This is a genomic window from Streptosporangium sp. NPDC000095, assembly GCF_042899335.1.
In the GTDB taxonomy this organism is placed as follows: domain Bacteria; phylum Actinomycetota; class Actinomycetes; order Streptosporangiales; family Streptosporangiaceae; genus Streptosporangium.
Genome location: NZ_JBIAZS010000001.1, coordinates 8,699 through 34,536 on the forward strand (window position 1 = coordinate 8,699; position 25,838 = coordinate 34,536).

General features: G+C 74.6%; 1 protein-coding gene (cut by a window edge). It reads right to left on the reverse strand.

What is annotated here, in order from left to right; genetic code table 11:
* A protein-coding gene (locus ACFY3V_RS00025) for a type I polyketide synthase (protein ID WP_389768447.1) crosses the window boundary here: on the reverse strand, positions 1–25,838 show its 3' portion. Its footprint extends 3,943 nt past the window's final position; the window shows 25,838 of its 29,781 coding nt (coding positions 3,944–29,781); its start codon lies off the right edge, out of view; its stop codon occupies positions 1–3.

The following is a 25,838-nucleotide window of genomic DNA, read 5'->3' on the forward strand; positions in this document are numbered from 1 at the left end:
CTACTGCCCTCCCCCCTCAAGGGCCGCCCGCACCAGCTCGTCGAGTCCCATCGCGTCGAGCGCGTCGCCGGCGTCCTCATCGGCATCGTCGGCGACGGAGCTCTGCTGGTCACCGGCCAGGTGCAGCAGCGCGTCCAGCACGCCGATCTCCCGCAGCCTCGCCATGGACAGCGACGCGAACAGCGCCCGGACCCGCGCCTCCTCCTCGCCTCCACCGTTCACGCCGTTCATGCCCGAGGCCGCGCCCGTCTCCGGCAGGAGCTGGGCGATCACGTGTTCGGCGAGGGCCTGCGGGGTCGGATAGTCGAAGATCAGCGTGGAGGGCAGCTTCAGCCCCGTCGAGGCCGTGAGCCGGTTTCGCAGCTCGATCGCGCTGAGGGAGTCGAATCCGAGGTCCCTGAACGCCTGGTCGGCGCCGATCACCTCGCGACCCGAGTGCCCGAGGACCATCGCGATCTGATCGCGCAGCACGTCGAGCAGCACGCCGAGCCGTTCGGGTCCCGCGAGGACGGCCAGCCTGTCCCGCAGGGCGGACGCCGACCGTGAGGTCTCCTGCGCCGAGCCCTCCGACTCGACCAGCTCACGGTATCCCGGCAGCTCGCACAGCAGCCGGCTGGGCCGTCCCGCCGTGTAGGAGCGGACGAACCGCTCGTGCTCGATGTCGGCGACCACCGCGATCGGCTCACCGCCGGCGACGAGGCCGCTCAACGCGGCGACCGCGAGTTCGGGGTCCATCGGGCGTACGCCCATGCGCCGGGACGCCTCCTGCGCCGCGGCCACCTCCGCCATGCCGCCACCGGCCCAGGCACCCCACGCCACCGCCGTGGCCGCGGCCCCGCGTTCGCGGCGTCGCTCCGCCAGGCCGTCCAGCACCGCGTTGGCGGCGGCGTAGTTGCCCTGGCCGGGGGTGCCGAGCGTCCCCGCCGCGGAGGAGAACAGCACGAACACCGGCAGATCCATGTCCCGCGTCAGCTCGTCCAGCACGACCGCCGGTGCCACCTTGGCCCGGAACACCGTCTCGAACCGTTCCCTGGTCAGGCCGTCCACCACGCCGTCGTCGACCACACCGGCGGCGTGCACCACACCGGTGAGCGGGAACTCGGCCGGGATGTCGGCCAGCACGGCGGCGAGCGCGTCCGGATCGGCCGCGTCGCAGGCCGCGACGGTCACCCGGGCGCCCAGCTCCGACACCTCGTCGCGCAGTTCGGCGGCCCCGGGGGCCTCCATCCCTCGTCGGCTGACCAGCACCAGGTGCTCCGCGCCGTGCCGGGCCAGCCAGCGGGCCAGGTGTCCGCCGAGCGCGCCGGTGCCACCGGTGATGAGTACGGTTCCCGACGGCGTCCACTCGCCGGGCTCGCCGCTCTGGCCCGCCGGGTCCTGCACCAGCCGCCGGGCGTACGTGCCGGAGGCCCGGACGGCGATCTGGTCCTCGCCGTCCAGACCGGCCAGCACGCTCGCGAGTCGCCGCGCCGCTTCCCGGTCGAACCCCTCCGGCAGGTCGATCAGGCCGCCCCATCGCTGCGGGTGCTCCAGCGCGGCGACCCGGCCGAGACCCCAGATCGCGGCCTGCGCCGGATCGCGCAGGGCCTCGCCGGGCTCGGCCGCGACAGCGCCCCGGGTGAGGCACCACAGCGGCGCTTCGACACCGGCGTCGCCCAGCGCCTGGATCAGCGACGTCGTGAGGGCCAGGCCGTCGGGAAGCACGGTGTTCCCGACGTGCCCGACGTGCCCGACGTGCCCGACGTGCCCGGCGCCCGCGGGCTCCCGCAACGCCAGGAACGAGACCACTCCGGCGAGCGGCCTGTCGCCGGCGTGCGAGCCCAGCCGCTCCGCCAGCGCGGCCCGATCCGAAGGCACCGCGGCGAGGTCGGCCACCTCAACGCGGACCACGTCGGCACCGAGCGCGTCGATCACCGAGCCCGTCCAGGCGTCGGCGCGCAGTTCCTCGGGCAGCACCACCAGCCACGGGCCGGCCGGACCGGTCCGCGAGCTCCGGCCGGGTGCGGCCGCGCCGTCGCCGGTGAGAGGCTTCCAGGCGATCCGGTACCGCCAGGAGTCCATCGTGTACTTCCGGCGCCGCTCCCGGCGCCACGACGACAGCGCCGGCAGCACCTTGGTCAGCGCGTCGCCGTCCACGTCGAGCCGCGACGCCAGCGCCTTGGAGTCCTCCTCCTCGACGGCCGCCCAGAACTCGGCGTCCACCGGGTCCGCCGTCGAATCCGCCGTGCCGTTCCGGTCCGCCGCGCGGGCCGGGCCCGGGTGACCGGCGTCGGGCCAGAACCGCTCGTGCTGGAACGCGTACGTCGGCAGGTCCACCTGCCGGGCGCCCGTGTCGGCGAGGACCGAGGTCCAGTCGGGGCTCATCCCGTGCACGTGCAGCCGGGCGAGGGCGGTGAGGACGGTCCGGTGCTCGTCTCGGTCCCTGCGCAGCAGGGAGACCAGCTCGGCCTCGGCGGTGACGGTCTCCCGTGCCATCGCGGTGAGGGTTCCGTCCGGGCCGATCTCGATGTAGCGGGTCACCCCCGCCTCGTGCGCCGCCCGGATCCCGTCGGCGAACCGTACGGCGTTCCGCACGTGTGTCACCCAGTAGTCCGGGGAGCACAGCTCGGCCGTGACGGCGCCGCCGGTGACGTTCGAGATCACCGGGATGCGCGGCTCGGAGTAGGAGACGCCTTCGGCGACCGTGCGGAAGTCCGCCAGCATCGGCTCCATCAGCGGCGAGTGGAACGCGTGCGAGACCCGCAGCCGCCTCGTCCTGTGACCGCTGTCGGCCAGTGTGCCGGCCACGTCGAGCACCGCCCGCTCCGCCCCGGCTATCACCACGGATTCCGGGCCGTTGACCGCGGCGACGGAGACCTGCCCCTCGTACCCGGACAGCGCCCGCAGCACCTCCTCCTCGCCCGCCTGGACGGCGACCATCGCGCCGCCGGCCGGAAGCGCCGCCATGAGCGCGCCCCTCGCCGCCACCAGCGCGCAGGCGTCCCCGAGGGACAGCACGCCCGCGACGTGCGCCGCGGCCAGTTCGCCGACCGAGTGTCCGATCAGCACGTCAGGGGTGAGACCCCACGACTCCAGCAGGCGGAACAGGGCCACCTCGACCGCGAACAGCGCCGGCTGTGCCCACCCGGTCCCGTCGAGCAGCTCGGCCTCGGGGGTTCCCGCCGGGGCGAAGAGGATCTCCCTCAGCGGGCGGTCCAGCCTGGCGTCCAGCTGCGCCAGCACGGCGTCGAGCGCGTCGGCGAAGACCGGGAATCTGTCGTACAGCTCGCGGCCCATCTCCGGCCGCTGGCTGCCCTGGCCGGTGAACAGGAACGCCGTCCTGCCCGGTCGCCCGAGAGCGCCGTCGAGCACGTGCGGGGCCGGGGTTTCGTCCGCCGCCGCCCGCAGACCGTCCAGCAGCTCCGTACGGCTGCCGGCCAGGACGACGAGTCGCTGCCTGAAGCTCGACCGGGTGGTGGCGAGGGAGTACGCGAGGTCGGCCAGGCCGAGGTCCGGGTGTTCGGCGAGGTGGTCGAGCAGGCGCTGCGCCTGTGCCCGCACCGCGGCCGGGGTCTTCGCCGACAGCGGGACCGGCAGGAGGTGGGGAACCGCCTCGGCCTGGTCCGCGAGATGTCCGGCGGACGTCCCGTTGAGCGCCGGGGCCGCCCCCGGCGCTTCGCCGAGGTCGGCGGAGGGTGCCCGGTGGAACCCCGATGGCTCGACGGCCTCGGACACCCCGGCGACGTCGGCCGGAGGCGCCTCCTCGATGATCACATGGGAGTTCGTGCCGGTGGCTCCGAAGGACGAGATACCCGCCCGGCGCGGGCGCCCGGAGTCCGGCCACGGCCGCGCCTCGGTGAGCAGTTCCACCGCGCCCGCCGACCAGTCCACGTGCGACGACGGCGCCTGCACGTGCAGCGTCCTCGGCGCCACCCCGTGCCTGATGGCCATCACCATCTTGATCAGTCCGGCGACTCCGGCCGCGGCCTGCGTGTGGCCGATGTTGGATTTGATCGACCCGAGCAGTACCGGCCGCTCGCGGTTCTGCCCGTAGGTCTCCAGCAGGGCCTGCGCCTCGATCGGGTCGCCCAGCCTGGTGCCCGTGCCGTGCGCCTCCACCACGTCCACCTCGGACGGGGTCAGCCGGGCACCGGCGAGGGCGCGGTGGATCACCCTGCGCTGCGAAGGACCGCTCGGCGCGGTGAACCCGTTGGAGGCGCCGTCCTGGTTGACGGCGGAACCGCGCAGGACCGCGAGCACGCGGTGGCCGTTGCGCCTGGCGTCCGACAGCCGTTCGACGACGAGCATGCCGACGCCCTCCGCCCAGCCCGTGCCGTCGGCGGCGTCGGAGAACGCCTTGCACCGGCCGTCCGGGGAGAGCGCCCCCATCTCGCCGAACTCCACGAACCCCACCGGGGTGGACATCACGGTGACGCCGCCGGCGAGAGCGAGCGAGCACTCCCCCGACCGCAGTGCCTGCGCGGCGAGGTGCAACGCCACCAGCGACGAGGAGCACGCGGTGTCCGCGGTCACCGAGGGGCCCACCAGGCCGAAGGTGTAGGAGAGCCGGCCGGAGATCACGCTGGCCGCCTGTGCCGTCTGCGCGTGGCCGTGGTGGTCGCGGGGTGGCCGGTAGTCGCCGCCGGTGGCGCCGACGTAGACGCCCACATCGCCGCCCCGCAGGCCGGCGGGGTCGATGCCCGCCCGTTCGAACGCCTCCCAGGCGGCTTCGAGCACCAGCCGCTGCTGCGGGTCCATCACCATCGCCTCACGGGGCGAGATGCCGAAGAAGCCCGGGTCGAAGTCGGCGACGTCGTACAGGAAGCCGCCTCCGGCCGCCGTGCTGCGGCCGCGTCCTTCGGCGTCCCCGCCGGACAGCGTGGCCAGGTCCCAGCCCCGGTCGGCGGGGAACGCGCCGACCGCGTCCACCTCTTCCGTGACCAGCCGCCACAGGTCCTCCGGCGAGCGGACGCCGCCGGGAAGTCGGCAGCTCATGCCGACGATGACGATCGGGTCGTCCGTGAGCGCGGCCGGTACGGACGCCGGGCTCCCCTCGCCGAGGCCGCCCTCGTCGGGGCTCTCCTCGCCGAGTATCAGACCCACCAGGTGTCCCGCGAGGTCCACCGGGGTCGGGTGGTCGAAGACGAGGGTGGCCGGCAGGGTCAGTCCGGTCGCGGCGTTGAGCTGGTTGCGCAGGTCGACCGCGGTGAGGGAGTCGAACCCGAAGTCGCGGAAGGCCCGGTCGGCCTCGATCTCGGCGCTGTCCGCGTGCCCGAGGACCGAGGCCGCTCTGGCCACGACCAGTTCGAGGACGAGGGGCGTACGCTCGGCCGCGGGCAGCCCGAGAAGACGCTCACGGAGTTCGGCCGCCACGGTGGGCTCGCCGTCGCGGGCGCCGCCCGCCGCCTCGATCGCCTTCCTCGCCTGGGGCAGCTCGTCCAGCAGCGAGGTCGGCCGCAGTGCGAGGAAGGCCGGGGCGAACCGGTCCCACTCCACGTCGGCGACCGTCACCGCACCCTCGCCGTTCGCGACGGCCCGGCCCAGTGCGCCGAGCGCGAGGGCGGGCGCGAGGGCGGGCAGCCCGTTCGCCCGCAGGTGCAGGTCCATTCCCCTGTCCGCGGTCACGCCGCCGTCGGCCCAGGCCGCCCAGGACACGGCGGTCCCCACCGCGCCCCGGGCGCGGCGCGCCTCGATCAGCGCGTCCCGCACCGCCTCCGCGGCGGCGGCGGCCCCCCGGCCGGCGACCCCCCAGACTCCGGCGAGCGAGCAGAACAGCACGAACGCGTCCAGCTCCCGGCCTTCCAGCAGGGAGTCCAGGTGGAGCGCCCCCGCGACGTGGGCCGCGGCGGTCTCGGCGATGTGTGCGGGCTCGGTCCCTTCGAGGGTGGCGGCCCCGGCCGGTTCCTCGGCGTAGACGACCGCGTCCGGCGGGAACTCCGCCAGCAGGGCGGCCACGACCTCCCGGTCCGTGAGGTCGCAGTGCCTGATCGTCACCCGGGGATCGGCGTCTGCGGGTTCCGCCCGACCGGTGCTCTCCCGTGGTTCCCCAAGCTCCACCGGGGCGGCGGTCTCTCCCGCCTCCACCCGGTCGGCGGTCTCCAGCGGTTCCGGGGATTCCCCCCGGCCCGCGAACTCGCCGGCCTCCCCGGTCTCCCCGGTCTGAGCCGGGACCGGACGCCCGGCCAGTACGACCCGGTCGGCGCCCGCGTCGGCCAGCCAGCGGGCGACGCGCTCGCCGGAGACTCCCGTGTCCCCGGCGACCAGCACCGTGCCGCGAGGTCGCCAGGAGCGGTCGGCGTCCCCGGCGGGAGCCGGCACGAGCCTGCGGCCGAACACTCCCGAGGCGCGCACGGCGACCTCGCTCTCGCCGTCGGGACCGCCGGCCAGCACGCCGGCGAACCTGGCGACGGCCCGCCGGTCGAGCTGTCCCGGCAGGTCGATCATGCCGCCCCAGCGCCGGGGGTGCTCCAGCGCCGCCACCCGGCCGAGGCCCCAGACCGCGGCCTGCTCAGGGCTCGGCGGGGCGTCGGACCGGCCCACCGACACCGCGCCCCGGGTGACGCACCACAGCGGCGCGTCGAGACCGGCGATGCCCAGCGCCCGCACCAGCGCGGCCGTGAACGCCAGCCCGGGCAGGCCGCCCTCAGGCAGACCGTCCCCGGTCGGGCCGCCCTCGGACAGACCGTCCCCGGTTAGACCGGCCTCGGTTAGACCGACACCACCTCTCCCGGCGAGTGCGAGCAGGGAGATCACCCCCACCGGCGCCTGGCCGTCAGGAGCATCGAGCAGTTCGGCGAGCCGCACGGGGTCGGCATTCGTGACGTCCACACGTGTCAGCGCGCCGGGGTCACCCAGGGCGGCGCCCACGGCGTCGAGGACCTCCGCCCAGCTCCCCTCCTCGGGCAGGCCCGCCGGCACGGCCACCAGCCACCTCCCCGAAGGGACGGCGGACGGCACGGCGTCCAGGGGCTTCCACGCCACCCGGTAGCTCCAGGAGTCCACGAGGGTGCGCTCGCGGCGCGCGCGGCGCCAGGTCGACAGCGCGGGAAGCACCGTCGACAGCGACTCCGCCTCCAGATCCAGCGTGGCCGCCACGGACGTCAGGTCCGCACGCTCGATCGCGGCCCAGAACTCGGCGTCCACCGGGTCCCCCACCGGACCTCCGCCCCGCACGGCGGCCTCCGGCCAGTACCTGCGGCGCTGGAAGGGGTAGGTGGGCAGGTCGACGCGGCGCGCGCCGCATCCGGTGAAGAGGGACCGCCAGTCCACCACAATCCCGTGGACGTGCAGCCTGGCCAGCGCGTCCACGACCGACGACTCCTCGCCGCGGTCCTTGCGCAGCAGCGGCACGACCAGGGTGCCGGTCTCGGTGTCGTCGGCCGCGAGGCAGTGCTGGGTCATCGCGGACAGCACGCCGTCCGGGCCGAGTTCGACGAACGTGCTCACGCCGGAACCGCGCAGGGTGCGCACGCAGTCGGCGAAGCGGACCGCCTGCCGGGCGTGGTCGACCCAGTAGCCGGGTGAGCAGAGCCGTTCGACGGCGACCGGCTCGCCCGTCAGGCCGGAGACGAGCGGGATGGCCGGCGGTGAGAAGCCGATTCCTCGTACGGCCCGGCGGAACTCCTCCAGCATGGGGTCCATCAGCGGCGAGTGGAACGCGTGAGCGACGGCGAGCCGGGTGGTCTTGCGGCCCTCGGCCGCGAAGTGGGCGGCGATCTCGACGACCGGACCCTCCGCCCCGGCGATCACCACCGCGGACGGCCCGTTGACCGCGGCGATCGACACCTCGTGCTCGCGTCCGGCGAGCATCGCCACGACCTCGTCCTCGCCCGCCTGCACGGAGACCATCGCGCCCCCGGCCGGCAGCGCCTGCATCAGACGCCCTCTCGCGGCGACCAGGGTGCACGCGTCCGCCAGCGTCAGCACACCGGCGACGTGCGCCGCGGCGATCTCGCCGATCGAGTGGCCCGCCACCAGGTCCGGGCGCAGCCCCCACGACTCCGCCAGGCGGAACAGGGCCACCTCGACCGCGAACAGCGCGGGCTGCGTCCACTGGGTCCGGTCGAGCAGTTCGGCCTCGGCGGAGCCCGCCTCGGCGAACAGGATCGTCCGCAGCGGCTGGTCGAGCTCGACGTCGAACTGCGCGAGCACCACGTCCAGTGCCTGCGCGAACACGGGGAACCTGGCGTACAGCTCCCGGCCCATGCCGGGGCGCTGGGAGCCCTGCCCCGCGAACAGCATCGCCGACCTGCCCGCGACCGCGGTGGCCTCGCCACGCGCGATCTCCGACGTACCGTCCGGGGTGGCCAGCAGCACCGCGCGGTGCCGGAACATCGACCGGCTCGCCAGCGAGTAGCCGACGTCCACCGGGTCGAGGCCGGAGTCGGCGGCCGGCAGCCGATCGAGCTGGGCTCGCAGCGCCTGCCTGGTCCGGCCGGAGACGACCCACGGCACGACCGCGGGAACCCTCGGCCCGCCGAGCGGCTCGGGCAGCCGCCCTTCGCCCCGCCCGCCGAGGGACCGCTCATCGAGGAGCCCTTCGCCGGCAGACCGCTCATCGAGGGACCTCTCGCCGGAGGTCCGCCCGTCGAGAGACGGCTCGCCGAAAGAGCGCTCGTCGGAGAACCGCTCGTCCGGGGGCGCCTGCTCCAGGATGACGTGGGCGTTGGTGCCGCTGATCCCGAAGGCGGAGACACCGGCCCGCAGCGGCCGGTCCTGCCGCGTCCACGGTCTGGCCTCGGTGAGCAGCTCCACCGCCCCGGACGACCAGTCCACGTGCGACGCCGGCACCTCGACGTGCAACGTCCTGGGCAGCAGGCCGTGCCGCATCGCGAGCACCATCTTGATCACACCGGCGACGCCCGCCGCCGCCTGCGTGTGGCCGAGGTTGGACTTGATCGACCCCAGCAGCAGCGGGTGGTCCCGCTCCTGACCGTACGTCGCCAGCAGGGCCTGCGCCTCGATCGGGTCGCCCAGCGCCGTACCGGTACCGTGCGCCTCGGCCGCGTCGACCTCGGCCGGGGACAGCCCCGCCACGGCGAGGGCCTGCCGGATCACCCGCTGCTGCGAGGGGCCGTTCGGCGCGGTCAGCCCGTTGGAGGCGCCGTCCTGGTTCACCGCGGAACCGCGGACGACGGCGAGGACCGGATGCCCCTCGCGCCGCGCGTCCGACAGGCGTTCCAGCACGAGCACTCCGACGCCTTCCGACCAGCCGGTGCCGTCGGCCGAGTCGGAGAACGCCTTGCACCGCCCGTCCGGGGCGAGGCCGCCCTGGACGCTGAACTCGACGAACGAGTCCGGGCTCGACATCACCGAGACGCCGCCCACCAGCGCCAGTGAGCACTCCCCGCCGCGCAGGGCCTGCGCGGCCCAGTGGAGGGCGACCAGGGAGGACGAGCACGCGGTGTCGACGGTGACGGCGGGTCCTTCCAGCCCCAGCGTGTAGGAGAGCCGTCCCGACATGACGCTCGCCGTGGTGCCGGTGGCCACGTGCCCCTGCACGTCCGCGTCGGAGCCCTTGAGCAGGCCGACGTAGTCCTGGCCGTTGGTGCCCACGAAGACCCCGCCGTCGCGGCCCCGCAGGTCGAGGGGGTCGATGCCCGCCCGCTCCAGCGCCTCCCAGGACGCCTCCAGGACCAGGCGCTGCTGCGGGTCCATCGCGAGCGCCTCACGGGGCGAGATGCCGAAGAACTCGGCGTCGAACTCGGTCGCGTCCCGCAGGAAGCCGCCGACGTTCGTGGACGACAGCCCCGCCGCGAGCGCCTCCAGGTCCCATCCCCGGTCGTCGGGGAACGGGGAGAGGCCCTCTCTCCCGTCCACCAGCAGCCGCCACAGCTCCTCGGGGGAGCTCACCCCGCCGGGGAACCGGCAGCTCATACCGACGATCACGATGGGATCGCCCTCGTCGGCGCGGGCGACCACGGCCGGCGTGCGGGCGGCCGTACCCTCCTGCGACATCGAGCCGAGCAGCTCGGCCAGCAGGAAGTCCGCCAGCGCGCTCGGGGCGGGATAGTCGAACACCAGCGTCGCCGGCAGGGTGAGCCCCGTCGTCGCCGCCAGCACGTTGCGCAGCTCGACGGTGGTGAGCGAGTCGAAGCCCAGCTCCCTGAAGGGGCGGTCCGGTGCGATGCCGTCGGCATCGGCGTGGCCGAGCACGGCGGCCACGCAGCCGCGCAGCAGGTCCAGGACGGCCCGGCCCCGCTCGGCGGCGGGCAGCCCGGCCAGCCGCCGCCGGAACGCCGGCTCGGTCGTGGCGGCCCCGTCCCCTCCGGCGCCGATCGCCCCCGCGTCCGCCACCGCGGCGGCCGCGGCGACCTCGGGCAGGTCGCTCACCAGCGGGTTGTGCCGGATCGCGGCGAAGGCGCCGACGAATCGGGACCAGTCGACGTCGGCGACGGTCAGCGTCGTGTCGTCCTGCTCGATCGCCTGCCGCAGCGCGTGGATCGCCAGGTCGGGGGACATCATCTCCAGGCCGGCCCTGCGCATCCGGCTCTCCACGCCGGCGGCGTCCGCCGCCATGCCGGCCCCGGCCCACGGCCCCCAGGCGATCGACGTCGCCGCGAGACCCCGTCCGCGCCGATGCTCGGCCAGCGCGTCGAGCACGGCGTTCGCGGCCGCGTAGTTGGCCTGCCCCGGCGAGCCGAAGGTGGCGGAGGTGGAGGAGAACAGCACGAACGCCGGCAGGTCCAGGTGCTCGGTCAACTCGTGCAGGTTGAGCGCGGCGGCCGTCTTCGACCTCAGCACCGACGAGAGGCGTTCGGGCGTCAGTCCGTCGAGTACCCCGTCGTCGACCACGCCCGCCGCGTGGAAGACCGCGCTCAGCGGCCGGTCCCCCGGGATGCCGGCCAGTACGGCGGCCAGCGCGTCGCGGTCGGCGACGTCGCAGGCCACGAGGTCGACCTCGGCGCCGAGGCCGGTCAGCTCGTCCCGCAGTTCGGCCGCGCCCGGGGCGTCCGGCCCGCGTCGGCCGACCAGCAGGACGTGCGCGGCACCCGCGCGGACCGCCCAGCGGGCGACGCGTGCCCCGAGCGCGCCGGTGCCTCCGGTGACGAGTACGGTGCCCGGGCCGATCGGGGCCGTACCCGGCGGGGTGAGCTCCCGCGCGACGGGATTCTCGCCGATCGGGGCGTGCACCAGGCGGCGGCCGTAGACCCCCGGGGTGCGTACGGCGAGCTGGTCCTCGCCCTCGAGGCCGGAGCCCCGGATGCCGGACAGCACGCCGACCAGGCGGGAGATCGTGCCCGGGTCAAGACTCTCCGGCAGGTCGACCAGGCCGCCCCACAGATGCGGCTGCTCCAGCGCCACGGACCTGCCGAGACCCCACACGGCGGCCTGCAGCGGCCGGGACACCCGTTCCGAGCGCCCCACCGACACCGCGCCCCGGGTCACACACCACAGGGGTGCCTCGGCCCTGGCGTCGCCGAGGGCCTGCGCCAGCGTGACCGTGAGCGCCAGACCGGCGGGAACCCCGGGATGGCCGGTGAGGTCGCGCTCGTCCAGGGCGAGCAGGGACACGATCCCGACCGGCCGGGGTCCCGCGGAGCACAGCTCCCGTACCCGTACGGCCAGCGCCGCCCGGTCGTCTTCCCCGACCTCGATCCGGTCGGCCTCCGCGCCCAGCGCGCCCGCCAGCGAGGTCACCCACTCCTCGTCCGCGTACCCCTCGGGGATCACCACGAGCAACCGGGCTCCCGCGTCCGGGGAGGGCGAGGCGGGTGGCGACCAGGGCAGCGGCTTCCAGACGGACCGGTACCGCCAGCCGTCCACGGCCGAGTGCTCCCACCGGTGGCGGCGCCACGAGGACAGCGCGGGCAGCAGCGTCTCCAGCGTGCCGCCGTCGACGCCGAGCCCTTCCGCCAGCGTCGCCACGTCACCGCGTTCCACCGCGTCCCAGAAGTCGGTGTCCGCCGCGCCGGAGGACGCCGGTACGGCCGCGGCCCGCGCCTCCGGCCAGAACCGGCGGCGCTGGAAGGTGTAGGTCGGCAGGTCGACCGTCTCGGCGCCGGTACCGGCGAAGAACTCCCGCCAGTCCACGGTGACGCCCAGGGTGTGCAGGCGGGCCATCGCGGCCGTGAGGGGCTGCTCCTCGCCCCGGTCCCCGCGCGCCGTGGGGATCGTCCGGACGTCCGCGCGGTCGGCGAGGCAGTCGGCGGCGATCGCGGTGAGCACCGCGTCGGGGCCGAGTTCGAGGAAGGTGACGACGCCCTGCTCCGCGAGCCGGCGCACGCCGTCGCCGAAGCGGACCGGCCTGCGGACGTGCTCCACCCAGTAGTCGGGCGAGCAGAGCTGCTCCGCGGTCGCCGGCTCGCCGGTCACGTTCGACATGACCGGGATCCGCGGGGGCGCGTACGACAGGCCGCGAGCGACCCGGCCGAAGTCGTCGAGCATCGCCTCCATCCGAGGGGAGTGGAAGGCGTGGGAGACCTGGAGCCGCCTGGTCCTGCGTCCTCCGGCGGCGAGCCGCGCCGCGATCTGCTGGACGGCGTCCTCCTCGCCGGCGACGACGAGAGAGGTCGGGCCGTTGACCGCCGCGATCGACACCTCGTGCTCGCGGCCGGCCAGCAGCGGGAGCACCTCCTCCTCGCGGGCCTCCAGGGCGATCATCGCCCCGCCCGTGGGCAGCGCCTGCATCAGGCGTGCGCGGGCCGCCACCAGGGTGCAGGCGTCCGGCAGCGAGAGCACGCCGGCGACGTGCGCCGCGGCGATCTCCCCGACCGAGTGGCCGGTGAGGTGGTCGGGCAGCACCCCCCACGATTCGAGCAGCCGGAACAGGGCCACCTCGAAGGCGAACAGCGCCGGCTGGGTGTAGCCGGTCTCGTGCAGCAGGGCGGCCTGTGCCGTACCGGCCGGGGCGAACAGCACCTCGCGCAGCGGGCGGTCCAGGTCCGCGTCCAGGTGGGAGAGCACCTCGTCGAGCGCGTCCGCGAACGCGGGGAAGCGACCGTACAGCTCGCGGCCCATCTCCGCGCGCTGGCCGCCCTGGCCGGTGAACATGAAGGCGAGGGAGCCGTGGACCGCGCCGCCGTGGATGACGGTCCCCGCGACGCCCCCCGCGACGACGGCGCCGTCCTGCGGCTCCTCCGCCAGTGCCCGCAACCCGTCGACGATCTCCTCGCGGTCCCGTCCGACGAGCGCCGCGCGCCGGTCGAGGTGGGAGCGCGAGGTCGCCAGGGAGAGGGCGACGTCGGCGGGGTGGAGGTCCGGCGACTCCTGGAGCAGCGACAGCAGCCGTCCCGCCTGGTGGCGCAGGGCCTGGTCGTTCTTGCCCGACACCAGCACGGGGACGACGACGGGCGCGGCCTGCCCGGCCCGCGCGGCGACCGGCGGCGCCTCCTCCAGCACCGCGTGGGCGTTGGTGCCGCTGAGTCCGAACGACGACACCGCGGCCCGGCGCGGACGCCCCGCCCGCACCCACTCCCTCGGCTCGGTGAGCAGCTCGATCGCGCCGCTCGACCAGTCCACGTGCGAGGACGGGGCGTCCACGTGCAGCGTTCTGGGCAGCAGGCCGTGCCGCATCGCCATGACCATCTTGATCACGCCCGCGACACCGGAGGCCATCTGGGTGTGCCCGATGTTGGACTTGACCGATCCCAGCAGGAGCGGGCGGTCCCGGTCCTGGCCGTAGGTCGCGAGCAGCGCCTGCGCCTCGATCGGGTCGCCCAGCGCCGTACCGGTCCCGTGGCCCTCCACCGCGTCGACGTCCGCCGCCGCGATCCCCGCGTTGGCCAGCGCCTGCCTGATCACCCGCTGCTGCGAGGGGCCGTTCGGCGCGGTCAGCCCGTTGGAGGCGCCGTCCTGGTTGATCGCCGACCCTCGGACGACCGCGAGGATCGGGTGCCCGTTGCGCTCGGCGTCGGACAGCCGCTCCACCAGCAGCAGGCCGACCCCCTCGGCCAGGCTCATCCCGTCCGCCGAGTCGGAGTAGGCCTTGCAGCGGCCGTCGGGGGCCATCGCCCGCTGCCTGCTGAACCCGATGAAGGCGTCGGGGGTGGACATCACGGTCACCCCACCGGCGAGCGCGAGCGAGCTCTCACCGTCGCGCAGCGACTGGCAGGCCATGTGCAGCGCCACCAGCGACGACGAGCACGCGGTGTCCAGCGTGACGGCCGGGCCCTCAAGACCGAACAGGTACGACACCCGGCCGGACAGCACGCTGGAGATGGTGCCGGTGATCAGATGGCCTTCCAGGCCCTCTCTGCCGCCGGCCATCGCCAGGGCGTAGTCCTGGTAGCTGGCCCCGACGAAGGTGCCGGTCAGGCTGCCGCGCAGCGACGAGGGGGCGATCCCGGCCCGTTCGACGGCCTCCCAGGCCGTCTCCAGCAGCAGCCGCTGCTGCGGGTCCATCGCGAGCGCCTCGCGCGGCGAGATCCCGAAGAAGTCGGCGTCGAACTCCGCCGCGTCGTGCAGGAATCCGCCCCAGGTGGAGTACGTCTTTCCCGGCCGGCCCGGATCGGGGTCGTAGAGCCCGTCCGCGTCCCAGCCGCGGTCGCCGGGGAACCCGGAGATCGCGTCGACCCCGTCGAGGACGACCTGCCACAGCCGCTCGGGGGAGCGAACCCCGCCCGGGTAGCGGCAGGCCATCCCGATGATCGCGATCGGCTCGTCCGAGGCGGCCCGCGCGGGACCTGCCACGGCGACGGGAACGGCCCGCACCCCGGCGATCTCGGCGCGCAGGTATCCCGCGAGCGCCTCCAGGTTCGGGTGGTCGAACACCAGCGTGCTGGGCAGCGCGAGGCCCGTCGCAGCGGCGAGCCGGTTGCGCAGGTCGACCGCGGTGACCGAGTCGAAGCCCATGTCGCGGAACGCCTGCCGCTCGGCGACGGCGTCGGCCGAGGAGTGGCCCAGCACGGTCGCCGCCTGGCCGCGCACCAGCTCCAGCAGCAGCCGGTCCCGCTCGGACGCGGGCAGCCCGCGCAGCCGGGTGACGAACTCCCCGTCGCCCGCGGCGATCGCCGGACGCTCCGCGGCCTCGGTCAGCCGCCGTACGGCGGGCACCTCGCCGAACAGCCGGCTCGGCCGTGCGGAGGTGTAGACGGGGAAGTACCGCTCCCAGTCCACGTCGGCGATCGCGAGCACGGTCTCCTCGCCGTCCAGCGCCTGCCTGAACCCCTCGAGCGCCAGGTCCGGCTCCATGAACACGAGCCCGCTGCGCAGGATCTGCTCGGGATCGACCCGGCCGAGTTCGCGGTCGTCCGACCAGATGCCCCAGGAGATCGACGTGGCCGGCAGCCCTCTGGCGCGCCGGTTCTCCGCCAGCGCGCCGAGGTAGGCGTTGCCCGCCACGTACGCCGCATGCCGCCCGCTGCCCCACATCCCCGCCGTCGAGGAGAACAGGACGAACGCCTCGACCTCGTCGGCGTCCAGCAACTCGTCCAGGTGCCGGGCGCCGAGGACCTTGGCCCGCACCACCTCGGCGAACGCCTCGACGGTGGCGTCGTTCAGTGTGTGCAGCTCGATGGAGGCGGCGGCGTGCACCACCGTACGGACGACGTGGCCCTCCGCGCGCAGCCGCGCGAGCAGGCCGGCGACGGAGTCACGGTCGGACACGTCGCACGCCGTCATCGTCGCGGTCGTGCCGAGTGCGGCCAGCTCCGCCAGCAGTTCGGCCGCGCCGGGAGCGTCCATGCCGCGACGGCTGGTCAGCACCAGGTGCTCGGCCCCCTCGGCCGCGAGCCTGCGGGCCAGGTGGGGGGCGAGCGTTCCCGTGCCGCCGGTCACCAGGGTGGTCCCGCGTGGCGTCCACCCGCGCGCCGATTTCCGGTCGGCCGCCGGTGCCGGCACCACCCGTCTGGCGAACACGCCCGAGGTCCTGATCGCGAGCTGGTCCTCGCCGCCACCGCCCGCGAGGACGCTCGCCAGGCGCCGCGCCGCGCGCTGGTCGAGCGTCCTCGGCAGGTCGACCATCCCGCCCCAGCGTCGCGGGTGCTCCAGCGCGGCCGTCCAGCCCACGCCGTGGACCTGCGCCTGGAGGGGGTTGGTCACCTGGTCCGACCGGCCGGTGGAGACCGCGCCCGTGGTGAGGCACCACAGGGGCGCGTCGATCTCCGCGTCGCCCAGGGCCTGCACGAGCGCGACGGTGAGTGCCAGGCCGACGGCCAGCTCCGGGTAGCGGTCGGCGGGCCGCTCGGCGAGGGCGAGCAGGGACACGACGCCGGCGATGTGTTCTCCCTCGCCTGGCGAGGCGTCCGGCCCCCCGGCCGGTACGCCCGGTCCCCCGGCATCGCCAGGCGCCCCGGCCAGGGGGCCGGTCAGCACGCGTGCCAGCAGGACGCGGTCGGTGCACGACTCGTCGAGCGCGACCCTGCGGACCCGCGCGCCGTGCGCGGTGAGCGCGTCGGCGACGTCGTCACCCTCCAGGCCCTCCGGGGTGACGAGCAGCCACGTGCCCGACAGGGAGGCGGAGGCGAGGTCGGTCACCGGCCGCCAGGCGACGCGGTAGCGCCAGGAGTCTACGGTGGACCGGGCCCGCTGCCGGCGACGCCAGGACGACAGCGCGGGTACCACCTCGGCGAGTGCCCCGGCGCCCACGTCCAGTCCGGAAGCGAGCGAGTCGAGGTCCTCCCGCTCCACCGCCGCCCAGAACCGCTCGTCCGCCGGGTCCGCCGCGCCGGCCGCCGGCGCCTCGGCGCGCTGTATCCAGAACCGTTCCCGCTGGAACGCGTACGTCGGTAGTTCCACCCGGCGGGCGCCTGTGCCGTCGAAGACCGTTCTCCAGTCGACCGGCACGCCGCGTACGAACACCTCCGCCAGGGAGGTGAGGAAGCGTTCCGTGCCGCCCTGGTCGCGGCGCAAAGTCCCGGCGACCACCGCCGAGGTCCCGCCCGCCTCCTCGGCCGTCTCCTGGATCGCGCCCGTCAGCACCGGGTGCGGGCTGACCTCGATGAACGCCCGGTGTCCCTCGGCCAGCAGGGACCGCACCGCGGGTTCGAACCGGACGGCTCGGCGCAGGTTGCGGTACCAGTAGCCGGCGTCCAGCTCCGTGCCGTCCAGCCACTCCCCGGTCACCGTGGACAGGAAGGGAACCTCGGCCCGCTCCGGCCGGATCTCCGACAGGGCTCGCGGCAGCTCCTCCTGAAGCCGCTCGACATGAGCCGAGTGCGAGGCGTAGTCGACCGCGACCCGCCTGGCGCGCACCCCCTCCTCGGTCAACCGCTCCGACAGCTCGTCGAGCGCGCCGGGATCGCCGCACACCACGACCGAACGCGGCCCGTTGACCGCCGCGACCGAGATCCGCTCGGCCCAGGGACGCAGCCTCTCCTCGACGTCGGGCAGCGGAAGCGAGACCGACATCATCCCTCCGGCGCCGGCCAGCCGCCGCGCGATGGCCTGGCTGCGCACCGCCACCACCCTCGCGGCGTCGTCCAGGGAGAGCGCGCCCGCCACGCAGGCGGCGGCGATCTCCCCCTGGGAGTGCCCGATCACCGCGTCGGGCTCCACCCCGTGAGCGCGCCACATCGCCGCGAGCGAGACCATCACCGCGAACGACACCGGCTGCACGACGTCCACCCGGTCCAGCGACGGCGCCCCCTCCGTCTGGCGCAGCACGTCGATCAGCGACCAGTCGACGTACCGGCTCAGGGCGAGGGCGCACTCGGCGACGCGTTCGGCGAACACCGGGGACTGCTCAAGCAGCCGGGCGCCCATACCGGCCCACTGCGCGCCCTGGCCGGGGAAGACGAAGACCGTCTTGCCCTCGGCGTCCGCCACACCCTGGATCACACCCGGCGCGGGCTCGCCCGCGGCCACCGCGCTCATCGCGGCGGAGAGCGACTCGCGGTCACCGCCCACCACGACCGCGCGGTGCTCGAACGCCGACCTCGACGTCACCAGTGAGAAGCCCACCGCGGCCGGATCGAGCTCACCGCGGCCGGCCCCCTGGTCGACACCGTGGTCGGCGACGTGGTCGGCGAGCCGTCGCGCCTGCGCGCGCAGCGCCTCCGCCGTCCTGCCCGACACCACCCACGGCACCGTGCCGAGAACGGGAGCGGGAACGCGGCCGGATTCCGCGGCCGCGGAATCCGCACGGTCGTCGGGACCGGCGAGCGCGACCTCGCCGACCGGCTCCTCCGCGTCCGGCGCCTGTTCGAGGATCGTGTGGGCGTTCGTGCCGCTGATCCCGAAGGAGGACACGGCGGCCCGGCGCGGCCTTCCGGTCTCCGGCCACGGGGTGGCCTCGGTCAGCGGCTCGACCGCGCCCGCCGTCCAGTCCACGTGGGACGACGGCGTGCCCACGTGCAACGTCCTGGGCAGCGTCCCGTGCCGCATCGCCATGACCATCTTGATCACGCTGGCCACGCCCGCCGCGGACTGGGTGTGGCCGATGTTCGACTTGACCGACCCGAGCAGCAGCGGCCGCTCCCTGTCCTGCCCGTACGTGGCGAGGAGTGCCTGGGCCTCGATGGGGTCGCCCAGGCCGGTCCCCGTGCCGTGCGCGTCGATCGCGTCGACCTCGGCCGCCGACAGCCGCGCGCCCGCGAGCGCCCTGCGGATCACCCGCTGCTGTGAGGGACCGTTCGGCGCGGTCAGCCCGTTGGACGCGCCGTCCTGGTTGATCGCGGAACCGCGCACCACCGCGAGGACCGGGTGACCGTTGCGCCGCGCGTCCGACAGCCGCTCCACCAGGAGCAGGCCGACCCCCTCGGCCAGGCTCATCCCGTCCGCCGAGTCGGAGAACGCCTTGCACCGGCCGTCGGCGGCGAGCGCCCGCTGGCGGCTGAACGCCACGAAGGCCGCCGGGGTGGTCATCACCGTCACGCCGCCCGCCAGGGCGAGCGAGCTCTCACCCTCGCGCAGCGACTGGCAGGCCAGATGCAGCGCCACCAGCGACGACGAGCACGCCGTGTCGACCGTGACCGCGGGACCTTCCAGGCCCAGTACGTACGACAGCCGGCCCGACAGCACGCTCGGGATGGTGCCGGTGACCTGGTGCCCCTCGGCGTCGGCGGAGTCCGAGCCGTACTCCTGGTAGCTGGAGCCGATGAACGTGCCGGTGGAGTGGCCGCGCAGCGTGACGGGATCGATGCCGGCCCGCTCGATGGCCTCCCACGCGGTCTCCAGCAGCAGCCGCTGCTGCGGGTCCATGGTCAGCGCCTCGCGCGGTGAGATACCGAAGAACCCGGGGTCGAAGTCGCCGGCGTCGTGCAGGAACCCCCCTTCGACCGAGTAGGTCGTGCCGGAGTGATCGGGGTCGGGGTCGTAGAGCCCTTCCGCGTCCCAGCCCCGGCCCGCGGGGAACCCGGAGATCGCGTCGCCCCCCTCGGTCACCAGTTCCCACAGCTGTTCCGGAGAGGCGACGCCGCCGGGGAAGCGGCAGGCCATCCCGATGATCGCGATCGGCTCGTCGGCACGGACGGCGACGGAGCCTCCGGCTGTGTTCTCGCCGTCCTCGCCGTCCTCCGCGCCCGCGACCCGCGACCGCAGGAACTCCACCAGCGCGGCCGGATTCGGGTGATCGAACACCAGCGTGCTCGGCAACGCCAGACCGGTCACCGCGACGAGCTGCTTTCTCAGCTCCACCGCGGTGAGCGAGTCGAAGCCCAGCTCTCGGAAGGCGCGCCGCTCGGAGACCGTCTCGGCCGAGGCGTGTCCCAACACGGCCGCCACCTCGGCGCGTACCAGGTTCAGCAGCTCACGCCGACGCTCCTTGTCGGTCAGGCCACGTAGCCGCGCGACGAATTCCGGGTCGCCGGAGGCCCCCGGCCCGTCCTCGCTCTCGCGCTGCGTCCTCACCTCCGCGAGCTCGCCGAACAGATTGCTGGGCCGGGTCGAGGTGAAGATCGGATAGAACCGGTCCCAGTCGACGTCGGCGACCGTCACCACCGCGTCCCTGCCGCCGATCGCCCGGTTCAGCTCGCCGACCGCGATGTCGGGGGGCAGCAGGGCCAGGCCGCGCCTGCGCAGGTAACCGGCCATGCCCCCCTCCGTGGCCATGCCCCCGGCGCCCCCGGCGCCCCCGGCGTTCCCCTGCCCGGCCGTGTCACCCGCCGCAACCGTGTTTCCCGGCGCGGCAGCGTCTCCCGCGCTGTCCCCCGCGCTGTCCCCCGCGCTGTCTCCTGCGGTGTCCCTCGCGAGGTCCCCCGCGACGGCCATGCCCGCTTCCGCCCACGCGCCCCAGGCCACCGACGTCGCGGCGAGACCTCGGGCGTGCCGGTGCTCGGCCAGCGCGTCGAGGTAGGCGTTGGCCGCCGCGTAGGCGCCCTGCCCCGCGCTGCCCCACACCCCGGCGATCGAGGAGAACAGCACGAAGAAGTCGAGTTCGCGATCCCCGAGCAGGTCGTCCAGGTTGGCGGCACCGGCCACCTTCGCCGTCGTCACCTCGGCGAGGGTCGCGGCGTCCGCCCGCTCAAGGGGTGCGACGGCCTGCCCCACCCCGGCCGCGTGGACGACCCCGGTGAGCGGGTGCTCGGCCGGGATCGTGGCGAGCACGGCGGCGAGCGCGTCGCGGTCGGCCACGTCACAGGCGGCGACGCTCACCTCGGCACCCAGCGCGAGCAGCTCGTCGCGCAGCTCCGGCGCCCCGGGGGCGTCCATGCCGCGCCGGCCGGTCAGCACGAGACGCGTGACGCCGCCGCGTACCAGCCACCGCGCGGTGGCCGCGCCGAGGGCGCCGGTCCCGCCGGTGATCAGCACCGTGCCACCGGAGCCCAACCCGGCGGGTCCGGAACCCGACACCCCACCGCCGGAACCCGACACGACAGCACCGGAACCCGACGCCGTATCACCGGAACCCGGCACGAGGGCACCGGAACCCGACGCCGCACCGCCGGAACCCCGCACGGCGGCACCGGTCGAACCGGCCTGGCCGAACGCGGCGGGGTGACGCCGCAACCGCCGCCCGAACACGCCCGACGCCCGCACCGCCACCTGGTCCTCGCCGTCCAGGCCCGCCAGCACGCTCGCCAGCCCCTGGGCGCAACGCCCCTCGACGACCTCGGGCAGGTCGACCAGACCGCCCCAGCGCTCCGGATGCTCCAGGGCCGCGACCCGGCCCATGCCCCACACCTGCGCCTGCACAGGACGGGTCACCCGATCGCCAGGAGCCGCGGACACGGCGCCACGGGTGACACACCACAGCGGCGCGCCGATCTCCGCGTCGCCGAGTGCCCTCAGGAGCACGACCGTGAGCGCGAGACCGCTCGGCACCGCCCCGCCGTCCGCGACGGGCGCCTCCGCGGACGCGAGCATCGACACCACACCGGAGATCTCGCCCAGTTCCCCGAGCCGGGCCGCGAGCGACGCGGGGTCGGTGTCCGTCCCCTCCAGCACAAGCCGCTCCACCCGTGCCCCGTGACCCTCCAGCGCGGCGACCACGTCGCCGTCCTGAATCCCGTCGGCGGTCACGACCAGCCAGGTGCCCGCCAGCACGGCGAGAGGGGGCGTACGGCGGGGCTTCCACTCCACCCGGTAGCGCCAGGAGTCGAGCGTCACCACCTCGCTCCGGCTCCGCCGCCACGACGACAGGGCCGGGAGCAGGGCGTCCAGCGAGGCGGCGTGCTCGTCGCGCAGGCCGAGGATCGCGGCCACGTCCCCGGCGTCACCGCGCCCGACCGCGTCCCAGAGCCGCGCGTCGGCCGGATCGGCGACCGCCTCGTTCGCGACGGGCGGCGGCTCCGGCCAGAACGACTCGTGCTGGAACGCGTACGTCGGCAGGTCCACCCGGCGGGCCCCGCGCAGCAGGGCCCGCCAGTCGACACGCACGCCGTTCACGTGCAGCTCGGCCAGCGCGGTCATGAGCGCGGCGCTCTCGCCGCGGTCGCCGCGCAGCACGGGCAGCAACAGGGCTTCGGCCTCCTCGGGGAGGGCGTCCTGGGCCATCGCGGTCAGCACGCCGTCCGGCCCGATCTCCAGGAACGCGGTCACGCCCGTCCCGTGCAGTTCCCGCACGCCGTCGCGGAACCGGACGGTCTCCCGCACGTGCCGCACCCAGTAGTCGGGGGAGCACACCTCGTCCGTGACGAACCCGCCGGTCACGTTGGAGATCATCGGAATCCGAGGGGGTGCGTACGACACCGTCTCGGCGACCGCCCTGAACTCCGCGAGCATCGGCTCCATCAACGGGGAGTGGAACGCGTGCGACACCCGCAGCCGCTTGGTCCTGCGCCCCTGGGCGGCCAACCCGGCGGCGACCTCCAGCACCGCGGCCTCGACCCCGGAGATCACCACCGACGCGGGGCCGTTCACCGCCGCGACGGACACCTCGTCCTCGCGCCCGGCCAGCGCCTGACGGATCTCCTCCTCACTCGCCTGGATCGCCACCATCGCGCCACCGGCGGGGAGCGCCTGCATCAACCGGCCCCGCGCGGCGACCAGCGCGCAGGCGTCCTCCAGTGTCAGCACCCCGGCGACGTGCGCCGCGGCGAGTTCCCCGATCGAGTGCCCCGCCAGCGCGGCCGGGCGTACGCCCCACGACTCCACCAGCCGGTACAGCGCGACCTCAAGGGCGAAAAGCGCCGGTTGCGTGTACGCCGTGCGGTCGAGCAGTTCGGCGTCGAAGAAGAGCGCCTCCCGCAGCGGCCGGTCCAGGTGCGGACTCATCCGGGGAGCCAGCGCCGCGAGCACGCCTTCGAGCGCCTCGGCGAACACCGGGAACCGCTCGTAGGCCTCCAGGCCCATGCCCACTCGCTGGGCGCCCTGGCCGGTGAACAGGAACGCCGGCCTCAGATCGTCCTTGGCCTGGCCTCGTACGACTCCCGGCGCGGTCAGGCCGCCGGCCAGCGCACGCAACCCGGCCAGCGCTCCGGCGTGGTCCTCGGCCCGCACGACGGCCCGGTGCTCGAAGAGGGAACGAGTGGTCACCAGCGAGAACGCGATATCGGCGAGGGACACCTCGGGACGGCCTTCCAGGTGGGACAGCAGCCGCGCGGCCTGCGCCCGCACCGCCCCCTCCGTCCTGCCGGAGACCGGCAGCGGCAGCGGCAGGCCCGTCGTCGGCGACCCGGCGGCCGAGGGCGTCTCCCCCTCGGCCGCCGGGGTCACCTCGGCGCCGTCCTGTTCGATGCCCTGCTCGATGATGAGGTGGGCGTTGGTGCCGCTGAAGCCGAACGACGACACGGCGGCCCGGCGCGGGTGACCCGTCTCGGGCCACTCCCGCGCCTCGGCCAGCAGCTCCACCGCACCCGCGGCCCAGTCCACGTGCGAGGACGGCGCGTCGACGTGCAGGGTCCTGGGCGCGACGCCGTGCCGCATCCCCATGATCATCTTGATCACGCCCGCGACACCCGCGGCCGCCTGCGTGTGGCCGATGTTCGACTTGATCGACCCCAGCAGCAGCGGCCGGCCCTGCGGCCGGTCCTGGCCGTAGGTGGCGAGCAGCGCCTGCGCCTCGATCGGGTCACCCAGGGTGGTGCCGGTCCCGTGCCCCTCCACCACGTCCACCTCGGACGCCGACAGTCGAGCTCCGGCCAGGGCCTGACGGATCACCCGCCGCTGCGAGGGGCCGTTCGGCGCGGTCAGCCCGTTGGACGCGCCGTCCTGGTTCACCGCCGAGCCCCGTACCACAGCCAGCACGTCGTGGCCGTTGCGCCGGGCGTCCGACAGGCGCTCAAGCACCAGCACCCCGACGCCCTCGGCCCAGCTCACGCCGTCCGCGCCGTCCGCGAAAGACTTGCATCGCCCGTCGGCGGACAGCCCTCGCTGCCGGGAGAACTCCACGAAGGCCCCGGGCGTGGCCATCACGGTCACACCGCCGGCCAGGGCGAGCTCGCACTCCCCCGAGAGCAGTGCCTGTGCGGCCAGGTGCACCGCGACCAGCGAGGACGAGCAGGCCGTGTCGACCGTCACCGCCGGACCCTCCAGGCCCAGCGTGTAGGACACCCGGCCGGAGACGACGCTCGCGGCGGTCCCGGTACCCCGATAGCCCTCGAACTCGCCCGCGCCCAGGATCCCGCTGTAGTCGGTGTACATCACCCCGGCGAACACGCCCGTCCGGCTGCCCCGGAGCGTGGCCGGGTCGATTCCCGCCCGTTCGACGGCCTCCCAGGAGGTCTCCAGCAACAGGCGCTGCTGCGCGTCCGTCGCGAGCGCCTCCCGCGGGCTCATCCCGAAGAAGTCCGCGTCGAACTCTGCCGCGTCGTGCAGGAAGCCGCCCTTTCTGGTGTACGAGCTGCCCGCGTGGTCGGCGTCCGGGTGGTAGAGCGCCTCCAGGTCCCAGCCGCGGTTGACCGGGAATCCCGTGATCGCGTCTTGGCCCTCCGCCACCAACCGCCACAGGTCCTCCGGCGAGGTGACGCCACCCGGATAGCGGCAGCCCATCCCGACGATCACGACCGGGTCGTCGGCGACCGGCGTGATCGTGGCCGGGACGGCGACGTCCCGCTCGCCCAGTGCCTCCTCCAGCAGGAACTCGGCCAGCACGGCGGGCGTGGGATGGTCGAAGACGAGCGTGGCCGGCAGGCGCAGCCCGGTCACCGTGTTCAGCCGATTGCGCAGCTCCACCGCGGTCAGGCTGTCGAAGCCCAGCTCCCGAAACTCCCGCCGGACGTCCACCGCCTTCGGCGAGGTGTGCCCCAGCACCAGTGCCACCTCGGTACGCACCAGGTCCACCAGGAGCCTGACACGCTCGGCGGGCTCCACCCCGATCAGCCGTCCCACCAGCGCGCCGTCACCGGCCACGGCCGACGCCATCCCGGACACCGCCGATCTGCGGACCCCCCGCACCAGCCCGCGCAGCAGGTGCGGCACCTCACCACCCGCCCGCACCGCCGCCAGATCCAACCGCACCGGAACCACAGCCGGCCCACCGGAACCGATCGCCGCCTCGAACAACACCACACCCTGCTCCGGCGTGATCGCCGACATCCCCGCACGCGTCAACCGACGCGCCTGAACCTCGTCCAACCCGCCCGTCATCCCGGCGTCCTGCTCCCACGGACCCCACCCCAACGACAACCCCGCCAGCCCCAGCCCGCGCCGATACTCCGCCAACGCGTCCAAGAACGCGTTCGCCGCCGCGTAGTTGCCCTGCCCCGCCCCACCGAACGTCCCCGCCACCGACGAGAACACCACGAACTCCGCCAAACCCTGGTCTTGGGTCAGCTCGTGCAGATACCACGCCGCATCCACCTTCGGCCGCAACACCACATCCAACCGCTCCGCCGTCAACGACGGAATCGTCCCGTCATCCAGCACACCCGCAGTGTGAATCACCGCCGTCAACGGATGCGCGGCATCGATCCCGGCCAGCAGCGCCGCCACCTGATCCCGATCGGCCACATCACACGCGACGACCTCCACCTCGACCCCGTGCGCGATCAACTCCGCCTGCAACTCCACCGCGCCAGGGGCGTCCAGGCCCCGGCGGCTGGTCAGCAGCAGACGCCGCACCCCACGCTCGGCCACCACATGCCGCGCGAACAAACCCCCCAGACCACCCGTACCACCAGTGATCAACACCGTCCCCTCCGGATCCCAGACCCGGCCCTCACCCAGATCAGAACCACCGACCAGAACAGAACCACCCCCCTCGCCGAGGCCGGAGCCATCCGCGAGACCACCCCCACCCCCGAAACCAGAAGCGGAGCCGGACGTCACCCGCGCCAGGCGCGGCACCCGCACCTCACCCCCACGCACCGCCACCTGCGGCTCACCCGAGGCCAACACCCCCGCCAACACCGACGACGACAACTCCTCATCGATGTCCACCAGCACGAACCGGCCAGGATTCTCCACCTGCGCAGAACGCACCAACCCCCACACCGCCGCAGCCCCCAAATCCACGACCACCTCACCCTCCCCAACCGCCACCGCACCCCGCGACACCACCACCAACCGCGAACCCCCACACCGCTCATCAGCCAACCACCCCTGCACCAACCCCAGAACACGAACCGCCAAAGCACGCACCGCCCCCACCACCGCGCCCG